Origin of the sequence: Auraticoccus cholistanensis, assembly GCF_009742705.1 — a bacterium.
Lineage (GTDB): Bacteria > Actinomycetota > Actinomycetes > Propionibacteriales > Propionibacteriaceae > Auraticoccus > Auraticoccus cholistanensis.
Genome location: NZ_WPCU01000005.1, coordinates 17,924 through 34,870, shown reverse-complemented (window position 1 = coordinate 34,870; position 16,947 = coordinate 17,924). Strand labels below are relative to the sequence as shown.

Here is a 16,947-nt window from a genome sequence, read left to right as displayed (position 1 = left end):
CTCACCGGGCGTCCACCGGCAGCCGGGTGCTGCGCTGGCGCAGCACCGCGGCCCGCACCAGGCCGGCGAACAGCGGGTGGGCGTTGGTGGGACGCGACTTCAGCTCGGGGTGGGCCTGGGTGGCGACGAAGAAGGGGTGCACGTCGGTCGGCAGCTCGACGAACTCCACCAGCCGGGAGTCCGGGGAGGTGCCCGAGATGACCAGCCCGGCCTCCTCGAGCCGGTCGCGGTAGGCGTTGTTGACCTCGTAGCGGTGCCGGTGGCGCTCCTCGACCTGCTGGCTGCCGTAGAGCTGGGCCACCAGGCTGCCCGGGGTCAGGCTGGCCGGGTAGGAGCCGAGCCGCATCGAGCCGCCCAGGTCGCCCTGGCCGTCGACGATGGCGACCTGCTCGGCCATGGTGGCGATCACCGGGTGCTCGGCCCCGGCCTCGAACTCGGTGGAGGCGGCGCCCTCGAGCCCGGCGAGGTGGCGGGCCACCTCGATGACCATCACCTGCAGGCCCAGGCACAGACCCAGCAGCGGGATCTGGTTCTCGCGGGCGTAGCGGACGGCGCCGACCTTGCCCTCGACCCCGCGGATCCCGAAGCCGCCGGGGATGCAGATGCCGTCCACGTCGCCCAGGGCGGCCGCCGCGCCGGACTCGGTGGCGCACTCGTCGGAGGGCACCCAGCGCACGTGCACCTTGGCGCGGTTGGCGAACCCGCCCGCGCGCAGCGCCTCGACCACCGAGAGGTAGGCGTCGGGCAGGTCGACGTACTTGCCGACCAGCGCGATGGTGACGTCCTCGGCCGGGTTCTCGACCCGGTCCAGCAGGTCGTCCCAGCGGCGCCAGTCGACGTCGCGGAAGGAGAGGTCGAGACGGCGCACCAGGTAGGCGTCGAGGCCCTCGCGGTGCAGCACCCGCGGGATGGCGTAGATGCTCGGGGCGTCGACGGCGACCGCCACCGCCTCCTCGTCGACGTCGCAGGCCAGGGCGATCTTGCGCTTGACCGCCTCGGGCACCTCGCGGTCGCAGCGGCAGACGATCGCGTCGGGCTGGATGCCGACCTGGCGCAGCGCGGCCACCGAGTGCTGGGTGGGCTTGGTCTTGAGCTCCCCGCTGGGGCCGATGTAGGGGATCAGCGAGACGTGGAGGAAGAAGGCGTTGGCGCGTCCGATGTCGCGACGCACCTGGCGGGCCGCCTCGAGGAACGGCAGGGACTCGATGTCGCCGACGGTGCCGCCGATCTCGTGGATCACCACGTCGACGCCCTCGCCGCCCATGGCGAGCATGGAGTCCTTGATCTCGTTGGTGATGTGCGGGATGACCTGCACGGTGTCGCCGAGGTAGTCCCCGCGCCGCTCCTTGGCGATCACCGAGGAGTAGACCTTGCCGGTGGTGACGTTGGCGTCGGCGTTGAGGTTGACGTCGAGGAAGCGCTCGTAGTGACCGACGTCGAGATCGGTCTCGGCCCCGTCCTCGGTGACGAACACCTCACCGTGCTGGAAGGGGTTCATCGTCCCCGGGTCCACGTTGAGGTACGGGTCGAGCTTCTGCATCGTCACCCGCAGCCCCCGGGCGATGAGCAGGCTGCCCAGGCTGGAGGCGGTGAGCCCCTTGCCGAGGGAGGAGACGACTCCCCCGGTGACGAAGACGTGCTTCGTCGTGCTCTGCATGCGGTAGTCGCTCGTGCTGTGCACGCGGTAATCGCTCGGGTGGCCCACGGACCTCCATCCTAGGCCCCGGGACCAACCGGACGCGACTCGACGGGGCGTGTCCTCAGCCACCCTGACCCGCGAGCGCGAGCAGCTCGCGGGCGTGGGCCAGCGCGGTGTCGCTGCTGTCGAGCCCGGCCATCATCCGGGCCAGCTCGCCGGCCCGCTCCGCGTCCTCGACCCGGTGCACCCCGGAGGTGGTCACCTGCCCGTCGTCGGACTTGGCCACCACGAAGTGCCGGTCGGCGAAGGCGGCCACCTGGGCCAGGTGGGTGACCACCACCACCTGGGTGTGCTCGGCCAGGACCGCCAGCCGGCGACCGATCTCGACCGCGACCCGGCCGCCCACGCCGGCGTCGACCTCGTCGAAGACGAGCGTGCTGCGGCCGGGGCCGGCGGGCGCGCCGCCGTCGAGGCCGGAGGCGAGCACGACCTCGAGGGCGAGGCGGACCCGGGACAGCTCGCCGCCGGAGGCGACCCGCCCGAGCGGCGCGGGGTCGCTGCCGGGGTTGGCGGAGAACAGCAGCTGCACCGACTCCAGCCCGTGCGGGCCGGGCTCCTCCAGCGGGGTCAGCTCGAACCGGAGGCGGGCGTGCGGCATGGCCAGCGCGGCCAGCTCGGCCACGCAGCGCTCGGCCAGGGTGGCGGCCGCGCCGGCCCGCAGCGCGCTCAGCCGCCCGCCCAGCTCGGCGAGCTCGGCGGCGGCCCGGGTGAGCTCGTCCTCCAGCTGGGCGATCCGGGCGTCGCCGCCCTGCAGCTCGCCGAGCCGGCGTGCGGACGCCTCGGCCCAGGCCAGCACCTCGTCGACGTCGCGGCCGTACTTGCGGGTGAGCGCGGTCAGCGCGGCCGTGCGCTGCATCACCTGCTCGAGCCGGGCCGGATCGGCCTCCAGCCGGTCCAGGTGGGCGGAGACGTCCACGGCGAGGTCGGCGAGCAGCGCCTCGGCCTCGGTGGCCCGCTCCGCCAGACCGGCGGCCTGCGGGTCGGTGGCGGCCAGCTCGGCCAGCGCCTTGCGCGCCAGCTGGGTCAGCGCCAGCGCCCCGGAGGCGTCGAGCGCGTCCTCCTCGCCCGCCAGGGCCACCAGGGCCCGTCCGGCGGAGTAGCGCAGCTCGTCGACCGCCTGCAGCCGGCTGGCCTCGGCGGCCAGCTCGACGTCCTCCCCGGGACGGGGGTCGACGGCCGACACCTCGTCCAGGCCGAAGGTCAGCAGGTCGATCTCCCGGGCCCGGGCCAGCGCCTGGTCGCGGAGCTCGGTCAGCTCCTGCTGCAGCGCCCGCCGGCGGGCGTAGCAGCGGCGGTAGGCCTCCAGCACCTCGGCCAGCCCGGGGCCGGCGGCGGCGTCGAGCAGCTCGCGCTGGCGGTCGGGGCGCTGCAGCCGCACCTGCTCGGACTGGCCGTGGATGGCGATCAGCTCCGCGGCCACGTCGGCGCACTGGTTGGCCGTCACCTGAGCACCGCCCAACCAGCAGCGGGTGCGGCCCGTGGCCGACAGCTGCCGGGTGACCAGCAGCTCCTCGCCGCCCTCCTCCCCACCTGCACCCTCGCCGGTCGGGTCCTGCTCCAGCTCGCCGCCGTGCTCGCGGACCCGCTCGGCCAGCTGCGGGGGCAGCGCGGTGAAGCGGCCCTCCACCCGGGCCCGTTCGGCACCCACCCGGACGGCGGCCCGGTCGGCCCGCCCGCCGAGCAGCAGCCCCAGCCCCGTCACCACCATGGTCTTGCCCGCGCCGGTCTCGCCGGTGACGACCGTCAGCCCGGGGTGCAGCTCGAGCACGGCGGAGTCGATGACGCCGAGGTCGGTGATGGCCAGCTCGGAGATCACGCCGGCAGCTCCCGCCCCAGCGGGTCGCTGCGCCACCCCTCGACCCGCAGCCCGAACTTGCCCACCAGCCGGTCGGTGAAGGGGGCCTCGGTCAGCCGGGCCAGCCGGAGCCGGTGGTCGCTGCGGTGGACCTCGACCGAGGCCCCGGAGACGTCGACCGAGCGTCGCCCGTCGCACCACACCACGCCGGCGGCCTTGGAGACGCCCAGCATCTGCACCCGGATGGTCGACGAGGGGCCCAGCACCAGCGGCCGGGCGAAGAGGGCGTGGGCGCTGAGCGGGACCAGCAGCAGGGCCTCGACGTCGGGCCACATCACCGGCCCGCCGGCGGAGAAGGCGTAGGCGGTGGAGCCGGTGGGGGTGGCGACCAGCACGCCGTCGCAGGACCAGCGCGAGAGGGGACGGCCGTCGATCTCGACCATCACCTCGAGCATCTTCTCCCGGGCCGCCTTCTCGAGGGAGAACTCGTTGACGGCGAAGGAGCGCCAGCGGGGGGTCGTCGCCCCGGGTTCGGTGACCACCACCTCCAGCACGGTGCGCTCCTCCAGCCGCCAGCTGCGCGCCACCACCTGCTCCACGACGGTGTCGATCTCGCTGGACTCGGCCTCGGCCAGGAAGCCGACGTGGCCCAGGTTCACCCCGAGCAGGGGGACGCCGGCCGGCACCGCCCACTCGGCCCCCCGCAGGATGGTGCCGTCGCCGCCGAAGACCACCATGATCTCGCAGTGGTCCTGCTCCGGACCGGTGGCGCCCTCGAAGGGCACCAGCCGGGCGGCGGGGCAGCGTCCCCGCAGCAGCTCCAGGTCGACCTCGGGGACGAGGCACTCCAGACCGTGCTCGCCCATGCCGTGGAGGAAACGCACCGCCGCCTCGACCGCCGGTGGCCGTCCGCTGTGGGTCAGGACGGCGACCCGGCGGACGTCGGCGACCGCAGCGGTGGGGTGTGCCTCGTTCACGCGATCACCCTACGGGCTGGGTACGACAGCGCCGGCGCGCGCCCGTCCACGTCGACACCCGCCGGCCGGCAGGTCAGCGTCCCCGGGGCAGCGGCAGCGGCTCCATCGGCTGGTCGTCGGCGGTGAGGTCGATGCCGTAGTCGGCGGCGAAGACCATGCGGGTCTCCACCTCGACGTCGTCCCCGGCCTCGGTGAGGTCGAAGACGCGGGCGCCGCGGAGCCGGTTGCGCTCCGCCCCGGGCAGGCCGTAGGTGCCGAAACCGGTGTTGCCGGCGTAGCCGAGCAGCACGCCGTAGTAGTCGCCGACGTAGGTGTTGACGTGGTCGTGGCCGCAGAAGATGCCGCGGACGTCGCCGCGGTCCAGCACGGCCGAGAACAGCCCGCTGTTGAAGGGCCCGGGGCACTCGTCCTCGTTGCGCTCCCCCACGATGCCGTGCCGCTGCACCGCCAGCTCGTGGTTGCCGCCGTTGCGGCCGTCGACGCCGCCGAACCACATGAAGCGGTGCTCCCAGAGCGGGATGTGGACGAACATCAGCGCCGGGACGGGGCGGCGGTTGCGGCGCTCGATCTCGCGCGAGGTGCGGCAGTACCACTCCACCTGGTTCATCCGCAGCCAGTCCCAGGTGGGGTAGCCGGCCAGGTCCTGCCCGGCGATCGTCTCGGGGGCGTAGCGGCCGCCGTCGAGCAGGTAGACGGTGAAGCCGTCGCTGCGCCGCGAGCGCCGGCTGCCGATGCTGAGCGCCATGTTGCCGGTGCCGGTGACGCCCTTGGGTCCGGGCTGGTTCAGGTTGTACCGGTAGCTGCGGTAGACCTCGAGCATGTCGGCCTCGTCGAGGCCGCCCTGCGGGGTGGAGTCCTCGTCGTGGTTGCCGAAGGTGATCACCCACGGCACCCGGCGCCGCTCCATCGGGTCGACCACGTTGTTCATGGCCTGGCGCATCTCCCGCTCGTCGGCGCAGCCGCCGGTGATGTTGTCGCCGTTCATCACGACCAGGTCGGGCTGCTGGTCGTCGAGCACCGCGCCCATCAGCTCGACGGTGCGCCGGTCGGTGCGCTCGTCGTCCTGGGTGTCGTTGAACTGCACGATGCGGAAGCGGCCGTCGGAGCCGAAGCGCAGCGGCGTGGGCGACGCGGCGGCGGCCGGCCCGGCGGGGCCGGCGGTGGCAGCCCCCGCCCCCAGCGCGACCGCAGCCGCTCCGAGGCCGGTGGTGGCGATGAAGCCGCGGCGGCCGATGCCGTCGCCGGCGGGCTGCGCGGTCGTGTCGTGGGTGTCGGGCACGGGTCCTCCTGGTCCGGGGCGGTCGTGCCGAGCCTGGTGCCACCGGCTGACGCCCGCGGGTACGGGCGCTGAACCGGGGGTGAGGAGGAGGTGTCGGCTCAGCCGCGCTGCAGCAGCAGGAAGAGCTCGGTGTTGCCGTCCGCGCCCGGCAGCCGGCTGGTCACCACCGCCTGCTGCTGCCAGCCGTGCTCGCGGGCCGCCGCGGCGACGGTGCGCACCGACTCCTGGTGCAGCGCGGGGTCGCGGACGACGCCGCCGCGGCCCAGCCGCTCCCGGCCCACCTCGAACTGGGGCTTGACCATCAGCAGCATCCGCCCGTCGGCCCGGGTCACGCCGGCCAGCGCGGGCACCAGCAGCGTGAGGGAGATGAAGGAGACGTCGGCCACCACCAGGTCCACGGGCTCGCCGTCGAGGTGGGCGAGGGTGAGGTCGCGCAGGTTGAGGCGCTCGTGCACCCGCACCCGCGGGTCCGAGCGGACCGGCTCGGCGAGCTGGCCGTGCCCGACGTCGACCGCGTGCACCAGCTCGCAGCCCCGGGCGAGCAGCACCTGGGTGAAGCCACCGGTGGACGCGCCGGCGTCCAGCGCCCGGCCGGAGACGGTGAGCCGGAGGTCGTCCAGGGCGCCGAGCAGCTTGTGGGCGGCGCGGGAGACCCAGGGGTCGTCCTCGACGGCGAGCCGCTGGCCCTGGACCACGGTGGCCGCCCTGGTCACCACCTCGCCGTCCACCCGGACCCGCCCCTCGGCGATCAGCTGCTGGGCGCGGCTGCGGGAGCGGCACAGCCCCTGCTCGACCAGGGCCCGGTCGAGCCGCACCTCAGGAGCCGCCGCGGGCCCGGTCCAGCACGGCGTGCAGCACCTCGTGGGCCCGCTCCAGGCGCCGGTGGTGCTCCTCCAGCGGGACCGACGAGAGGTCGGCGACCTCGCGCAGGGCGGCGTCCACCTCGGGCAGGTCGCTGGTCGGCACCGCGCCCGGCTCGGGCGTCGCGGACTCGCTCATCTCACTCCTGCGCAGACGTCGGGGAGCTCAGGGTACGTCGGGGGTGGCGGCCAGCACGGCCGCCACGTCCAGCTGGCGGCCGGCGTCCGCGGCGCGCCACGCCAGGGCGGCTGCGGCCCAGACCGCGGCCAGCTGCTGCTCCGGGTCGAGACCGGCGGGGACGGCGAGCGCGCCGGCGACCTCGCTCACCTCGACACCGGCGCAGCTGGCGGTCCCGTCCGACAGCTCGACGTCGCGGGCCGGCTGCAGCAGCCCGCGCAGGTCCCGGGCCAGGTGGTCGGGTCGCTGGCCGGGCGGGGCGGCGAGCAGCTGGCGGCGTCCGTGGCTGCCGGACAGCACCAGCACCGAGGGCATCCCGGCGGCGACCGCGCCGGCCACGTCGGTGTCCAGCCGGTCCCCCACGAACACGGGACGGGTGGCACCGGTGCGCCGCACGGCCTCCTGCAGCAGCGGCGGCGACGGCTTGCCCGCCACCAGCGGGTCGACGTCCACCGCGGCCCGGACGGCGGCGACGGCGGTGCCGTGCCCCGGCACCAGCCCGCGGTCGGTGGGCCGGTTGCTGTCGGTGTTGGTCGCCACCCACAGCGCCCCGCGCTGCACCGCGTGGGCGGCCTCGTTGAGCCGCGGCCAGGCCAGCGTGGGGTCGTAGCCCTGGATGACCCCCGCCGGGCGGTCGTCGGCCGACTCCACCGGCACCAGCCCCTGGGCCAGCACCTCCTGGCGCAGCGACTCCGCCCCGACCACGAGCACCGTCGCCCCGGCGGGCAGGTGCTCGGCCAGCAGCCGGGCGCCGGCCTGCGCGGAGGTGATGACGTCCTCCTCGCCGGCCTCCACCCCGAGCTGGACCAGGTGCTCGGCCACCGAGCGCGGGGTACGGGCGGCGTTGTTGGTGACGAAGGCCACCCGGGTCCCACCGGCCCGCAGCGCGGCGATGCCCTCGGCGGCGCCGGGGACGGGCTGCGGGCCGAGGTAGACCACCCCGTCGAGGTCGAACAGCACCACGTCGTGGCGGTCGGCCAGGGACACGGGGCTCACCGGGTCTCCTGCTCGGGGTCCGGCTCCGTCACGGCCGGCCCGCCGTCGGGGTCACCCGCGTGCAGGTCGTCGACCGGCTCCTCGTCCTCGACCGGCTCCTCGTCCTCGGGCCCCTCGTCGTCGAGCTCCTCGTCGTCGATCTCCTCGTCGTCGAGCTCTTCGTCGTCGAGCTCCTCGTCCTCGGACTCCTCGTCCACGGACTCCTCACCCACGGGCTCCTCGCCCACGGGCTCGTCCTCGTCCTCGACCGGCGCCCAGGGCTCCACGCCCTCCTCGTCGAGCTCGAGCACCACGCCCTGCAGCGCGGCGAGACGGTCGGCGGCGTCGGTGACCTGGTCGGTGTCCAGCCCGGCCGCGGCCGCGAACCAGCGGCTCGCCCCGGTCTCGTCCCCGGTGCGCAGCAGCAGGTCGGCGTAGGCGTAGGCCAGCCGGACCCGGGTGTCGCGGCTGGTGCCGCGCACCGGCTGGCGGTTGGCGTTCTTGAGCAGCCGCAGACCCTCCCGGGCCTGCCCCATGTCCTCGCGGACCCCGGCCTCGACCATCAGGGCCTCGGCGCGCGCGTCGGCGTCCAGCTCGGCCGCGGCGGCCTCGCGCAGCAGGTCCAGGGCGTCCTGGTGGCGGCCCAGCGCACGCTCGCAGTCGGCCATCACGGGCAGGTACTCGTCGCCGCCGGTCATCCGGCGCAGCGCCCGGTACTCCGAGAGCGCGTGCTGGTACTCCCCGGCGGCGTAGGCGGTCTCCGCCGAGGCCTCGCGGACGATCGGCAGCCGGGACGCCCGACGGCGGGCGGCCTCGGCGTGGGCGAAGGCGAGCTGCGGGTCGGTGTCGACCAGGCGGCCGGCCATCAGCAGGTGCGCACCCGCCTCCTCCGCGGCGTCGGGGCGCAGTCCACGCAGCTCGGCGCGGACGGCCCGGGGCAGCTCGCGCAGGTCGAGGTCCGGGGGCAGCACCGGGTCGACGTCGGGCGAGGTCCGCCGGTGCGCCTGCATCCGCGGCTCGCGCTCGACGAAGGGGCGGCCGCCGCCGCGCGGCTCGGAGCGCTCGCCGCGGCCGGACCGGTCCTGCGGTCCGGGACGGCGTCCCGCACCCTCACCGCGGTCCGGGCGGCCACGCCGCTCGTCCCGGGGACCGCCGCGTCCGCCGCCGCCCCGCTCACCGCGGGGGTCGGAGCCGCCGCGACGCTCGTCCCGGAAGCCGCCCCGGCTCTCCGCCCGGTAGCCACCGCCACGCTGGTCCTGGCCGCCGCCGCGCCGGTCGTCGCCGCGTCGGTCGTCGCTGCGACGGGCGTCGCCGCGCCGGTCGTCGGTGCGCCGGTCGTCGCGGGTGTACCTGCCGGCGCCGCGGTCGTCACCGCGGGAGTAGCCCGCACCGCCCCGACGGTCGTCGCCCCGGCGGTCGTCGCGGCCGTAGCCGCCACCGCCGCGACGGTCCTCGCCCCGGTAGCCGCCGCGCTGCTCCCCGCCGCCTGCGCCGCGGCGGTCGTCACGACCCCACGCCTTGCCGCCCGTGCGCTCGTCGCGACTGCCACCACCGGAGCGCTCGTCGCGGCCGTAGCCGCCGCCCGGGCGCTGGTCACGTCCGGCTGCGCCGCTCCGGCGGTCGTCACGGCCGTACCCGCCGCCGCCACGTCGCTCCCCGCCGGCGGGTCGCTCGCCCCGGCCGCCCCCGGCACCCCGCGGCCCGTCACCGCGCCGCTCGCCGCCGCGGCGGTCGTCGCGCGGGCCGCTGCCACGGCGGTCCTCGCGGGAGCCGCTGCCGCGGGAGGCGTCGCGGGCGCCGCTGCCGCGGGAGGTGTCACGGCTGGCGCCGGAGCGGGGCCCACGGCCGGCACCGCGGCCTCCGCGGTCCGGTCCCCGTGCGTCGTCTGCGCCCCTGCGCCCGTCCCCGCCGCTGTCAGTCACCGCACAATCCTGTCGTCTGGCCCACCCGGTTGGCAAAGCCGACCGGTGCCACCCCTTGCTGCACCACGCCGTCAGCCGCTAGCGTCGCGCGGGTGCCGGTACCCCCCGCCGCGCTCACCGTCGAGCAGCGCATCGCCCGCACCCTCGCCCGCATCGAGCCGCCGGTCTTCGCCGACCGGGTCTTCGACGTCACCGCCCACGGCGCCGTCGGGGACGGCCGCACCGACTGCACCGCCGCCCTCGCCGACGCGATCGCCCGCTGCTCCTCGGCCGGCGGCGGGCGGGTGCTGGTCCCTGCGGGCCGCTACCGCACCGGTGCGGTCCACCTGCTCGACGACGTCGAGCTGCACCTGGCCGAGGGCGCGGTGCTGGAGTTCAGCCGCGACCCCGAGGACTACCTGCCCTGCGTGCGGACCCGCTACGAGGGCGTCGACTGCTACAACTACTCCCCCTTCATCTACGCCTACCGGCGGCGCAACGTCGCGCTGACCGGTGCCGGCACGGTGGACGGCCGGGCCGACGAGCAGCACTGGTGGAGCTGGGTGGGCGCGCCGGCTCCCGAGGAGGGCCCGGCCAAGACGCGGCTGCTGGCCGCCGCGGCCGCCGGGGTGCCGGTCGAGGAGCGCGTCTTCGGTCGCGGCCAGAACCTGCGCCCGCAGTTCCTCCAGCTCTACGAGTGCCGCGACGTGCTCGTCGAGGGCGTCACCTTCCGCCGCTCCCCGATGTGGACCATCCACCCGGTGCTGTGCCAGAACGTCACCGTCCGCGACGTGGTCGTCGACAGCCACGGCAAGAACAACGACGGCTGCAACCCCGAGTCCTGCAGCGACGTGCTGATCACCGGCTGCACCTTCGACACCGGCGACGACTGCATCGCCATCAAGGCCGGCAAGGACGACGACGGGCGGCGGGTCGGGCGCCCCAGCGAGCGCATCGTCGTCCAGGACTGCCAGATGCGCGCCGGGCACGGCGGGGTGACGGTGGGCAGCGAGACCAGCGGCGGGATCCGCGACGTGGTGGCCCACCGCTGCCGGATGAGCAGCGCCGACCTCAAGCGGGCGCTGCGGATCAAGTCCAACCCCGACCGCGGCGGCTACGTCCGCGACGTGCTGTTCTCCGACATCGAGGTGGGCACGGTGGCGGGGGCCGCGGTCGAGATCACCCTCGACTACGGCCGGGTCACCACCGGACCGCAGCCGCCGGACGTGCGCGACATCGAGGTGCACGGGCTCCGGGTGGCCTCCGCCGGCCGGGCCCTCAACCTGGTGGGGCTGCCTGACGCCCCGATCAGGGGCCTACGGCTGCAGGACTGCAGCTTCGGCTCGGTCGGCGCCCCGGACGTCGTCCGCCACGTCCTCGACAGCTCCGGCGTCGACGCCCTCGACCGCGGAGAACCGGAGCAGCTGGGTCAGCGGTAGCGCGATCACCCAGGACGGGTTCCAGGTGTTGCTGCGGCCGCGGTCCTGCCACTCGGTGACGAAGAACGCCTCACCCTGCTCGCCGACCACGTCGAAGCCCCACTCCCCCGGCCGGGTGCAGACGCCCTGACCCATGGTGTCGAGGATCGTCCCGGCCCACCGCACCAGGTGCGGGGCGCCGGTCAGCCGGCCCAGCCGCCACAGGTCGAAGGTGGGGAAGAAGACGTCGAGGTGGTGGTTCTGCACGCTCACCCCCGGCCAGCCGACCGCGTCGAACCCGCGCTCGCGCAGCGGGGTGCCCCGGTCGTGCACCGGGTTCCAGTGGTACACCCAGGTCAGCAGCCAGTCGGCCACCACCTCGGCGCGCCGCAGGTAGCGCTGGTCGCCGGTCTGCTCGTGGAGCTCCAGCAGCAGCTCGAAGCACGCCATCCCGGCCTCCTTGTCCTCGCAGGCGGCGTCGAGGGTGGAGTGGGCGAACGGGCGGTCGAAGGTCCGGTCGTGCTGCTCGTGGTAGACCTCGGCCAGCTCCACCGCCCGGTCCAGGAAGCGGCGCTCCCCGGTGACGGCGGCGGCCCGGGCCAGCGCCAGCACGGCGGGCAGGCCGGCGGCGCAGGCCAGGTCGTCGGCGGGCGTGCCGTCGGGCAGCCAGCCGAGCGGCAGCAGACCCGACGGCAGCGCGGCACCGGCGACGAAGTCCGCGCCCTCACGCAGCGCCGTCACCCACGCCTGCGGCACCTCGGCGCGGTGGTGGCGGAACAGGGTCACCAGGTCGGCCAGGTCGCACAGCGTCTCCCCCAGCGCCCGGGCCGAGACGATCTCGGTCCCCCGGCGCCGCAGACCCTGCCAGCGGCGCTCGTCGTGCACGTAGGAGTTCAGCCGCAGGCCGGGCACCGCGGTCGCGGAACCGGCCAGGTAGAAGTCGCAGACCGCCCGCGCCCGGGCGACCCGCTGCGGCTCGTCGCGCTCCAGACCCACCCAGGCTTCGCACCAGGCCAGCCGCAGGCACTGCCCGGTCCAGCCGTAGAGGAAGTCCACCTCCGCCCGGCCCGGGCGCCGTCGCGGCTCCCCCCACGAGGGGAACTTCAGGTAGCCGGCCACCTCGCCGTCGGTGCAGGCGCGCGCCTCCAGGGCCGCGAGCCGCAGGTCGGTGTGCTCGCGCCGCCCGAGCGGACCGGGCCGCACCTGCGCGCCGCCGTCGAAGACCTCCCGGCCGATCCGCACCAGCTCCCGGAAGCCGTGCCCAGGCACGGCGTCACCGCGGTCGACGAGCAGGTGCTGGGCCAGCACCTCCCCGGGCTCCAGCCGCCGGTAGCCCCGGTCCGTGGGAGCGGTCACGGCCTTGTGCACGTAGGTGACGTCGGGCTCGCCGTCGAAGGCGACCACCCCGCTCAGCGCCAGCGCACGCGTGCCCTCCGGCGTGCTGACCGCGCCCAGGGAGCCGTAGCGGACCCGCCCGTCGGCGTCCTCGTCGGGATCGGGCAGCACCACCAGGGACACGGTCGGCCCGTCGGGGTGCTGCAGGGCGACGCCGGGGATCGGGAGCCGGTGCAGCTCGGTGACGAAGCCGCCGCGGGAGACGTGGGGCACCACCCGGTCGGGGTCGGCCGACGGGTTGTCGTGGTAGACGACCTGCGGGATGGTGACCCGCAGCTGCGGCGGCGCGAGCAGCTGCAGGCCGACGGCGAGGTCCTCGACCACCCGGCTGCCGTCGTTGCGCCACGCCAGGTCCAGCCGGAGGCGGTCGCCCTCGAGGCGGGCGCCGACGGTCACGCCCAGCCCGCCCACCGTCCCGGTCACCGTCACCTGCCCGTCGGCGCTCGTCTGGCGCGGCCGCTGCAGGCCGGGGGTGCTCGGCCGCCAGGGTCGCCCGACCGACACCACGAGCAGCTGGTCGAGCAGCTCGACCCAGCCGGTCCCGCCGGCCGGTGCACCGGGCGGGCGGGTGGCGCCGAGCAGGAACCGGGCGACCTCCTCGCTCAGCACCGGGTGATCCGGACCGCGACGTAGGGCTTGCGGGGCAGGTCGAGGACGATGTCACCGCTGAAGGTGCCGGCGAGCCGGTCGACGGTCATCTCCCAGGTGTCGACCACCTCGACGCCGAAGCGGACGTCCTCGGGCAGCGAGAAGCGGTGGGTCGAGTAGCGGTGCAGCCCGTGGTACTGCAGGTAGTACTCCCCCGGCGCCTCGAGGGTGAAGGTGTGGCGCTCCACCGGGTTGCGGGCCAGCTCGGCCGGCGCCGCGGCCAGCACCTGGCGCAGGAACGCCAGCCGGGGCGCGGCGTCGCCGTCCAGCTTGCCGCCGTACCGGCTCCAGGGCCCGTCGACGAACTCCTCGGCGTGCCAGCTGTACGCGCCGCGGCACACGCCCCACCACATCAGCGACACCATCTCCTGCGCCGTCAGCCCGCCACCGGGGACCGGCACGTCGCCCTCGGACCCCACGTCGAGCACCGCCGGCTTCGCGAAGGCGCGGACGAGGTCCTGGGCCTCCCAGCGCATGTCGTCGCGGACGCTGCTGTGGGTGATCAGCCGGTGCCCGAAGTCGAAGCCGGGGCCTGCGTGCACCGTGCGCAGCCGGCGGCCGTGGTCGAGCTCGGCCAGCACCCGCAGGGTCTCGTCCCACACCTGCGCCGGCAGCCCGGACCGGTCGGCGTCCAGCGCGAGGCACCAGGTGACGTTGCTCGCGGCGGCCAGCCGACCGACCACCTGCTGCAGGTGCTGCTGCCAACCGGGCTGGCCGGGGCGCAGCGCGCCCTCGGTGGCGAACAGCACCAGCTCGGCCTGCAGCCCGAGCTGGGCGAGCTCTGCCACCGCGGCCTCCACGACAGCCAGCCCCTCCTCGTCGGTCCAGCTGGTGGCGCCCTCGGGCAGCACGGACATCCGGACGGTGTCGAACGGGGACGCGACGAGGGTGGCCAGGGTGGCGGCCCGCTCCACCTCGTCCTGGTGGTGCCACCACAGCGCGGTGGTGCCGATGGAGTGGTGGCGGGTGCCGTCGGCGTGGACGAACCGGGTGCCGTGGACGCGCACCGGGCCGTGGTCGCCCGGCCGGGCGGGGAGGCACTCCCGGCTGCCCTCGTCGAGGACGGCGCCGCCGGCGTCGGTGACCGAGTAGCTCCATCGTCCGGGCAGGTCCGGGGAGAAGCGGACCAGCCGACGTCCACCGACGTCGACCGGTCCGGCCACCGCCTCCCGGTCCGCGTGGTGGAAGGTGACGGCCGCCGCCGCGGTGCCGGTGACGTCGAGCTCCAGCACCCCCCAGCGGGCGACTCCGACTGCCTCGCCGGTCGCGCTCGCGGCCACCGGCGTCTGCTCGCGGCTCACGAGACCCTCCGGACCCGGACCGCCAGGTCGCTGCGGTCGGGCAGCGGGATCCGGCAACGGCCGCGGAAGGTCCCCTCCAGTGGGGTCACGGTCATCTCCCAGGTGTCGATCACGTCCACCTCGTGCGGGTCGTCGCCGAGCTCGAGGTCGTGGTAGGCGAAGCGTCGTTCGCCGAAGTAGTCCAGCCGGTAGCCGTCGTCGCGGGCGGCGATCCAGTCCGCCGGTCCCTCGGCGATGATCGAGCGGAGGAAGGCGATGCGGGCCGGGCTCTCCCCCACCAGCCGACCACCGGAGGAGACCCACTGCGGCTTGGTGTCGACGAAGCACTCGCCGTGGCCCATGAAGCCGCCGCCGGCCATGGTGTACCAGAACCGGCGGGTCAGGTCCCGACCGCTCAGGTTGCCCCAGCGGCGCTCGATGTCGCCCTCGTAGCCGATCTCGTCGACCACCACCGGTCTGGGGTGGGCCTGCCGCCAGGTCGAGGTCAGCCGGGCGTCCCAGTGCTGGATGCTCTGGTGGGTGGTCCACGGCTTGTCGAAGTCGTAGATCGAGGCGTAGACGTACATGGCCGTGCCGTTGTGGATGGAGGCCAGCCGGCGGTAGGGGTCGATCCGCTGCAGGTGCTGCAGCAGCGCGTCCCAGTCGGCCATCGTCTTGGCCTTGTTGAAGTCGAACTCGTTCGACATCGACCACCAGACGTTTCGGAAGGCGGCCAGCCGGGCGACCACGTAGCGCAGGTAGAACCGGTCCTCCTCCGGCGTCATGTCGTCGACGCCCCAGTGCCCCTTGTCGTAGGGGTGGAACAGGATGAGGTCGGCCTCGATGCCGAGACGCTGCAGGTCGAGCACCCGGCGTTCGAGGTGGGCGAAGAACTCGGGGTCGAAGCGGGTCTTGTCCAGCTCACCCGGGGTGTCTCCGACGAAGGCCAGCCGTGGCGGCTGCATCGACGCGGTGGGGAGCAGGCACATCCGCACCTTGTTGAACGGGGAGCCGGCCAGCGTCTGCAGCGTCTGCTCCTCCAGCTCCTCGTCGCCGCGGTGCGTCCAGTGGTAGCAGGTGGTGCCGAAGGACTCGTGCCGGGTGCCGTCGGCGTAGCGGAACAGCGAGCCGTCCCAGACGTGCACCGGTCCGTGGTTGCCCTCGCCGGGCGGTCCGACCGCGAGCTCGCCGCGGACCCCGTCGAGCTCCGGCGCCGAGCTCCACGTCCGGTAGCTCCAGCGGCCCTCCTGGTCGGGTGAGAACCGGATGCGGTAGCGGCCGTCGCCGTCGTAGAAGCCGGCGACGGCGACCTCGCGGTTGCGGAAGCAGAAGGTGGCGCCCAGCTCGACGTCGGTGAAGGGGTTGCCCTCGCTGGGGCCGTCGAGCTGGATCTCGTGCAGACCCCAGCGCTCGACCTGCGCGGTCGGCGTGCTCACCGGACGTCCTCGGTGGTGTCGAGGGTGGCCTCTTGGTCGGCGTCCCGCTCGATCCAGCCGGGGTCGAGACGGACGTGCTTGATCGTCTTGCGCAGGAACGAGTAGGCCACCTGCAGGGCCCCGTCCCGGGTCTGGATCATCGCCGGGTAGGAGTAGCCCATCGGGGCGTCCTTGTACTCCAGGTCGGCCAGCTGCAGGTTGCGCCGCGTGGGCCAGCTGCGTCCGCCGTCGCGGGACAGCGCCAGGGTGAGCGGGGTGCGGACGGCCTTCTTGCGCCAGCTGTCCCCGGCCCGCACCCAGCGGAACTGGTCCCGTTCCAGGGTCGCGTCGTTGAAGACCACGGCCAGCCGTCCGTCGGCGAGGGCGATCTGGTGCAGCGCGGAGTTGTTGTTGGGCAGCTCGGTGCGCACCGGCTCGCTCCAGGTGCGGCCCAGGTCGGTGGACTCGGAGGCGTAGACCCGGTCGGCTGCCCGGGAGCGCAGCAGCCCGAGCAGGCTGCCGTCCGGGCGGGGGGCCACGCTCATCTGCACCCGGTGCCGGCTGCCGGGCACGGTGGAGGTCGCCCAGCTCCTGCCCTGGTCGCTGCTGATCACGACCACGGTGTACTCGCCCTGGGCGTCCACCTGGTAGGCCGGCAGCAGCCAGCTGCCGTCGGGCTGGAACAGCGGCGGGTTCCGCAGGAAGAAGCCGGGGCCCTCGAACAGCACCCGCGGCGGTGACCAGGTGAGGCCGTCGTCGTCGGAGGTGCGGGCCAGCACGTGCGCGGTGGTCCGGTCGTGGGGCTCGTTGGAGGTGTGCAGCAGCCAGATCCGCCCACCGGGCTCGGTGAAGAGCACCGGGTTCTGCTCCGAGCGCTCCGGGTCGCAGGCGATGAGCTGCGGCTCGCTCCACGTCCCGCTGCCGGCGGGCAGCCGCGAGAGCACCACGTCGGTGTCCTTGTCGCCCTCCTGCGGGCCGTTGAACCAGGCGCACAGCAGGTCGCCGCGGGCGGACTCGGTGAGCGTCGCCGCGTGGCTGTCGGAGGGGTGCAGGACGGGCAGCAGCGCCTCGGTCAGGTCGGGGTCGGTGCTGGCGGGGGCGAGTCGCCCGGTGAAGCGGGGATCCAT

At 74.9% G+C, this 16,947-nt stretch carries 12 protein-coding genes; 1 reads left to right on the top strand and 11 read right to left on the bottom strand.

The window, feature by feature from the left end:
- Position 1 precedes the first annotated feature (1 nt).
- From GC722_RS06100 to GC722_RS06065, 8 genes are all read right to left on the bottom strand, one after another.
- Entirely contained in the window at positions 2–1,657 is a 1,656-nt protein-coding gene (locus GC722_RS06100) for a CTP synthase (RefSeq protein WP_156609707.1), read from the bottom strand.
- 103 nt (positions 1,658–1,760) lie between these two features.
- A complete protein-coding gene (recN, locus tag GC722_RS06095) occupies positions 1,761–3,515 on the bottom strand; it encodes a DNA repair protein RecN (protein ID WP_331714443.1) in 1,755 nt (584 codons plus the stop codon).
- A complete protein-coding gene (locus GC722_RS06090) occupies positions 3,512–4,471 on the bottom strand; it encodes an NAD kinase (RefSeq protein WP_331714442.1) in 960 nt (319 codons plus the stop codon). Before GC722_RS06090 ends, recN begins: the two co-directional genes overlap by 4 nt.
- 73 nt (positions 4,472–4,544) lie before the next feature.
- Positions 4,545–5,750: a metallophosphoesterase family protein gene (locus GC722_RS06085; protein WP_197429861.1), complete on the bottom strand. Its 1,206-nt coding sequence runs from the start codon at positions 5,748–5,750 to the stop codon at positions 4,545–4,547.
- A 98-nt stretch (positions 5,751–5,848) separates the two neighbouring features.
- Positions 5,849–6,565, bottom strand: a complete 717-nt coding sequence (locus GC722_RS06080) for a TlyA family RNA methyltransferase (RefSeq protein ID WP_331714441.1) — start codon at positions 6,563–6,565, stop codon at positions 5,849–5,851.
- A gap of 1 nt (position 6,566) precedes the next feature.
- Positions 6,567–6,749 carry a hypothetical protein gene (locus GC722_RS06075; protein ID WP_156609067.1) on the bottom strand — a complete coding sequence of 61 codons (183 nt, stop codon included), beginning with the start codon at positions 6,747–6,749 and terminating at the stop codon, positions 6,567–6,569.
- A gap of 27 nt (positions 6,750–6,776) precedes the next feature.
- Positions 6,777–7,784, bottom strand: a complete 1,008-nt coding sequence (locus tag GC722_RS06070) for an HAD-IIA family hydrolase (RefSeq protein WP_331714440.1) — start codon at positions 7,782–7,784, stop codon at positions 6,777–6,779.
- Positions 7,781–9,685, bottom strand: coding sequence for a tetratricopeptide repeat protein (locus GC722_RS06065; RefSeq protein ID WP_156609065.1), 1,905 nt, complete (start codon positions 9,683–9,685; stop codon positions 7,781–7,783). Before GC722_RS06065 ends, GC722_RS06070 begins: the two co-directional genes overlap by 4 nt.
- Before the next feature lie 92 nt (positions 9,686–9,777).
- On the opposite strand from GC722_RS06065, the gene GC722_RS06060 reads away from it, so the two are divergent.
- A complete protein-coding gene (locus tag GC722_RS06060; RefSeq protein ID WP_331714439.1) occupies positions 9,778–11,103 on the top strand; it encodes a glycoside hydrolase family 28 protein in 1,326 nt (441 codons plus the stop codon).
- A 1,976-nt stretch (positions 11,104–13,079) separates the two neighbouring features.
- On the opposite strand, the gene GC722_RS19185 is transcribed toward GC722_RS06060, so the two are convergent.
- From GC722_RS19185 to GC722_RS06040, 3 genes are read right to left on the bottom strand one after another with little or no spacing between them, the layout of a single operon-like run.
- Positions 13,080–14,426, bottom strand: coding sequence for a DUF5605 domain-containing protein (locus tag GC722_RS19185; RefSeq protein ID WP_156609059.1), 1,347 nt, complete (start codon positions 14,424–14,426; stop codon positions 13,080–13,082).
- Positions 14,423–15,841: a DUF5060 domain-containing protein gene (locus tag GC722_RS06045; RefSeq protein WP_331714438.1), complete on the bottom strand. Its 1,419-nt coding sequence runs from the start codon at positions 15,839–15,841 to the stop codon at positions 14,423–14,425. Before GC722_RS06045 ends, GC722_RS19185 begins: the two co-directional genes overlap by 4 nt.
- A complete protein-coding gene (locus GC722_RS06040) occupies positions 15,838–16,947 on the bottom strand; it encodes a sialidase family protein (protein WP_156609057.1) in 1,110 nt (369 codons plus the stop codon). The genes GC722_RS06045 and GC722_RS06040 overlap by 4 nt, the downstream gene beginning before the upstream one ends.

Excerpts from the sequence above, each read along its gene's own strand:
- GC722_RS06100 (WP_156609707.1), bottom strand. The coding sequence starts at position 1,657 with ATGCAGAGCACGACGAAGCACGTCTTCGTCACCGGGGGAGTCGTCTCC.
- GC722_RS06075 (WP_156609067.1), bottom strand. The coding sequence starts at position 6,749 with ATGAGCGAGTCCGCGACGCCCGAGCCGGGCGCGGTGCCGACCAGCGAC.
- GC722_RS06040 (WP_156609057.1), bottom strand. The coding sequence starts at position 16,947 with ATGGATCCCCGCTTCACCGGGCGACTCGCCCCCGCCAGCACCGACCCC.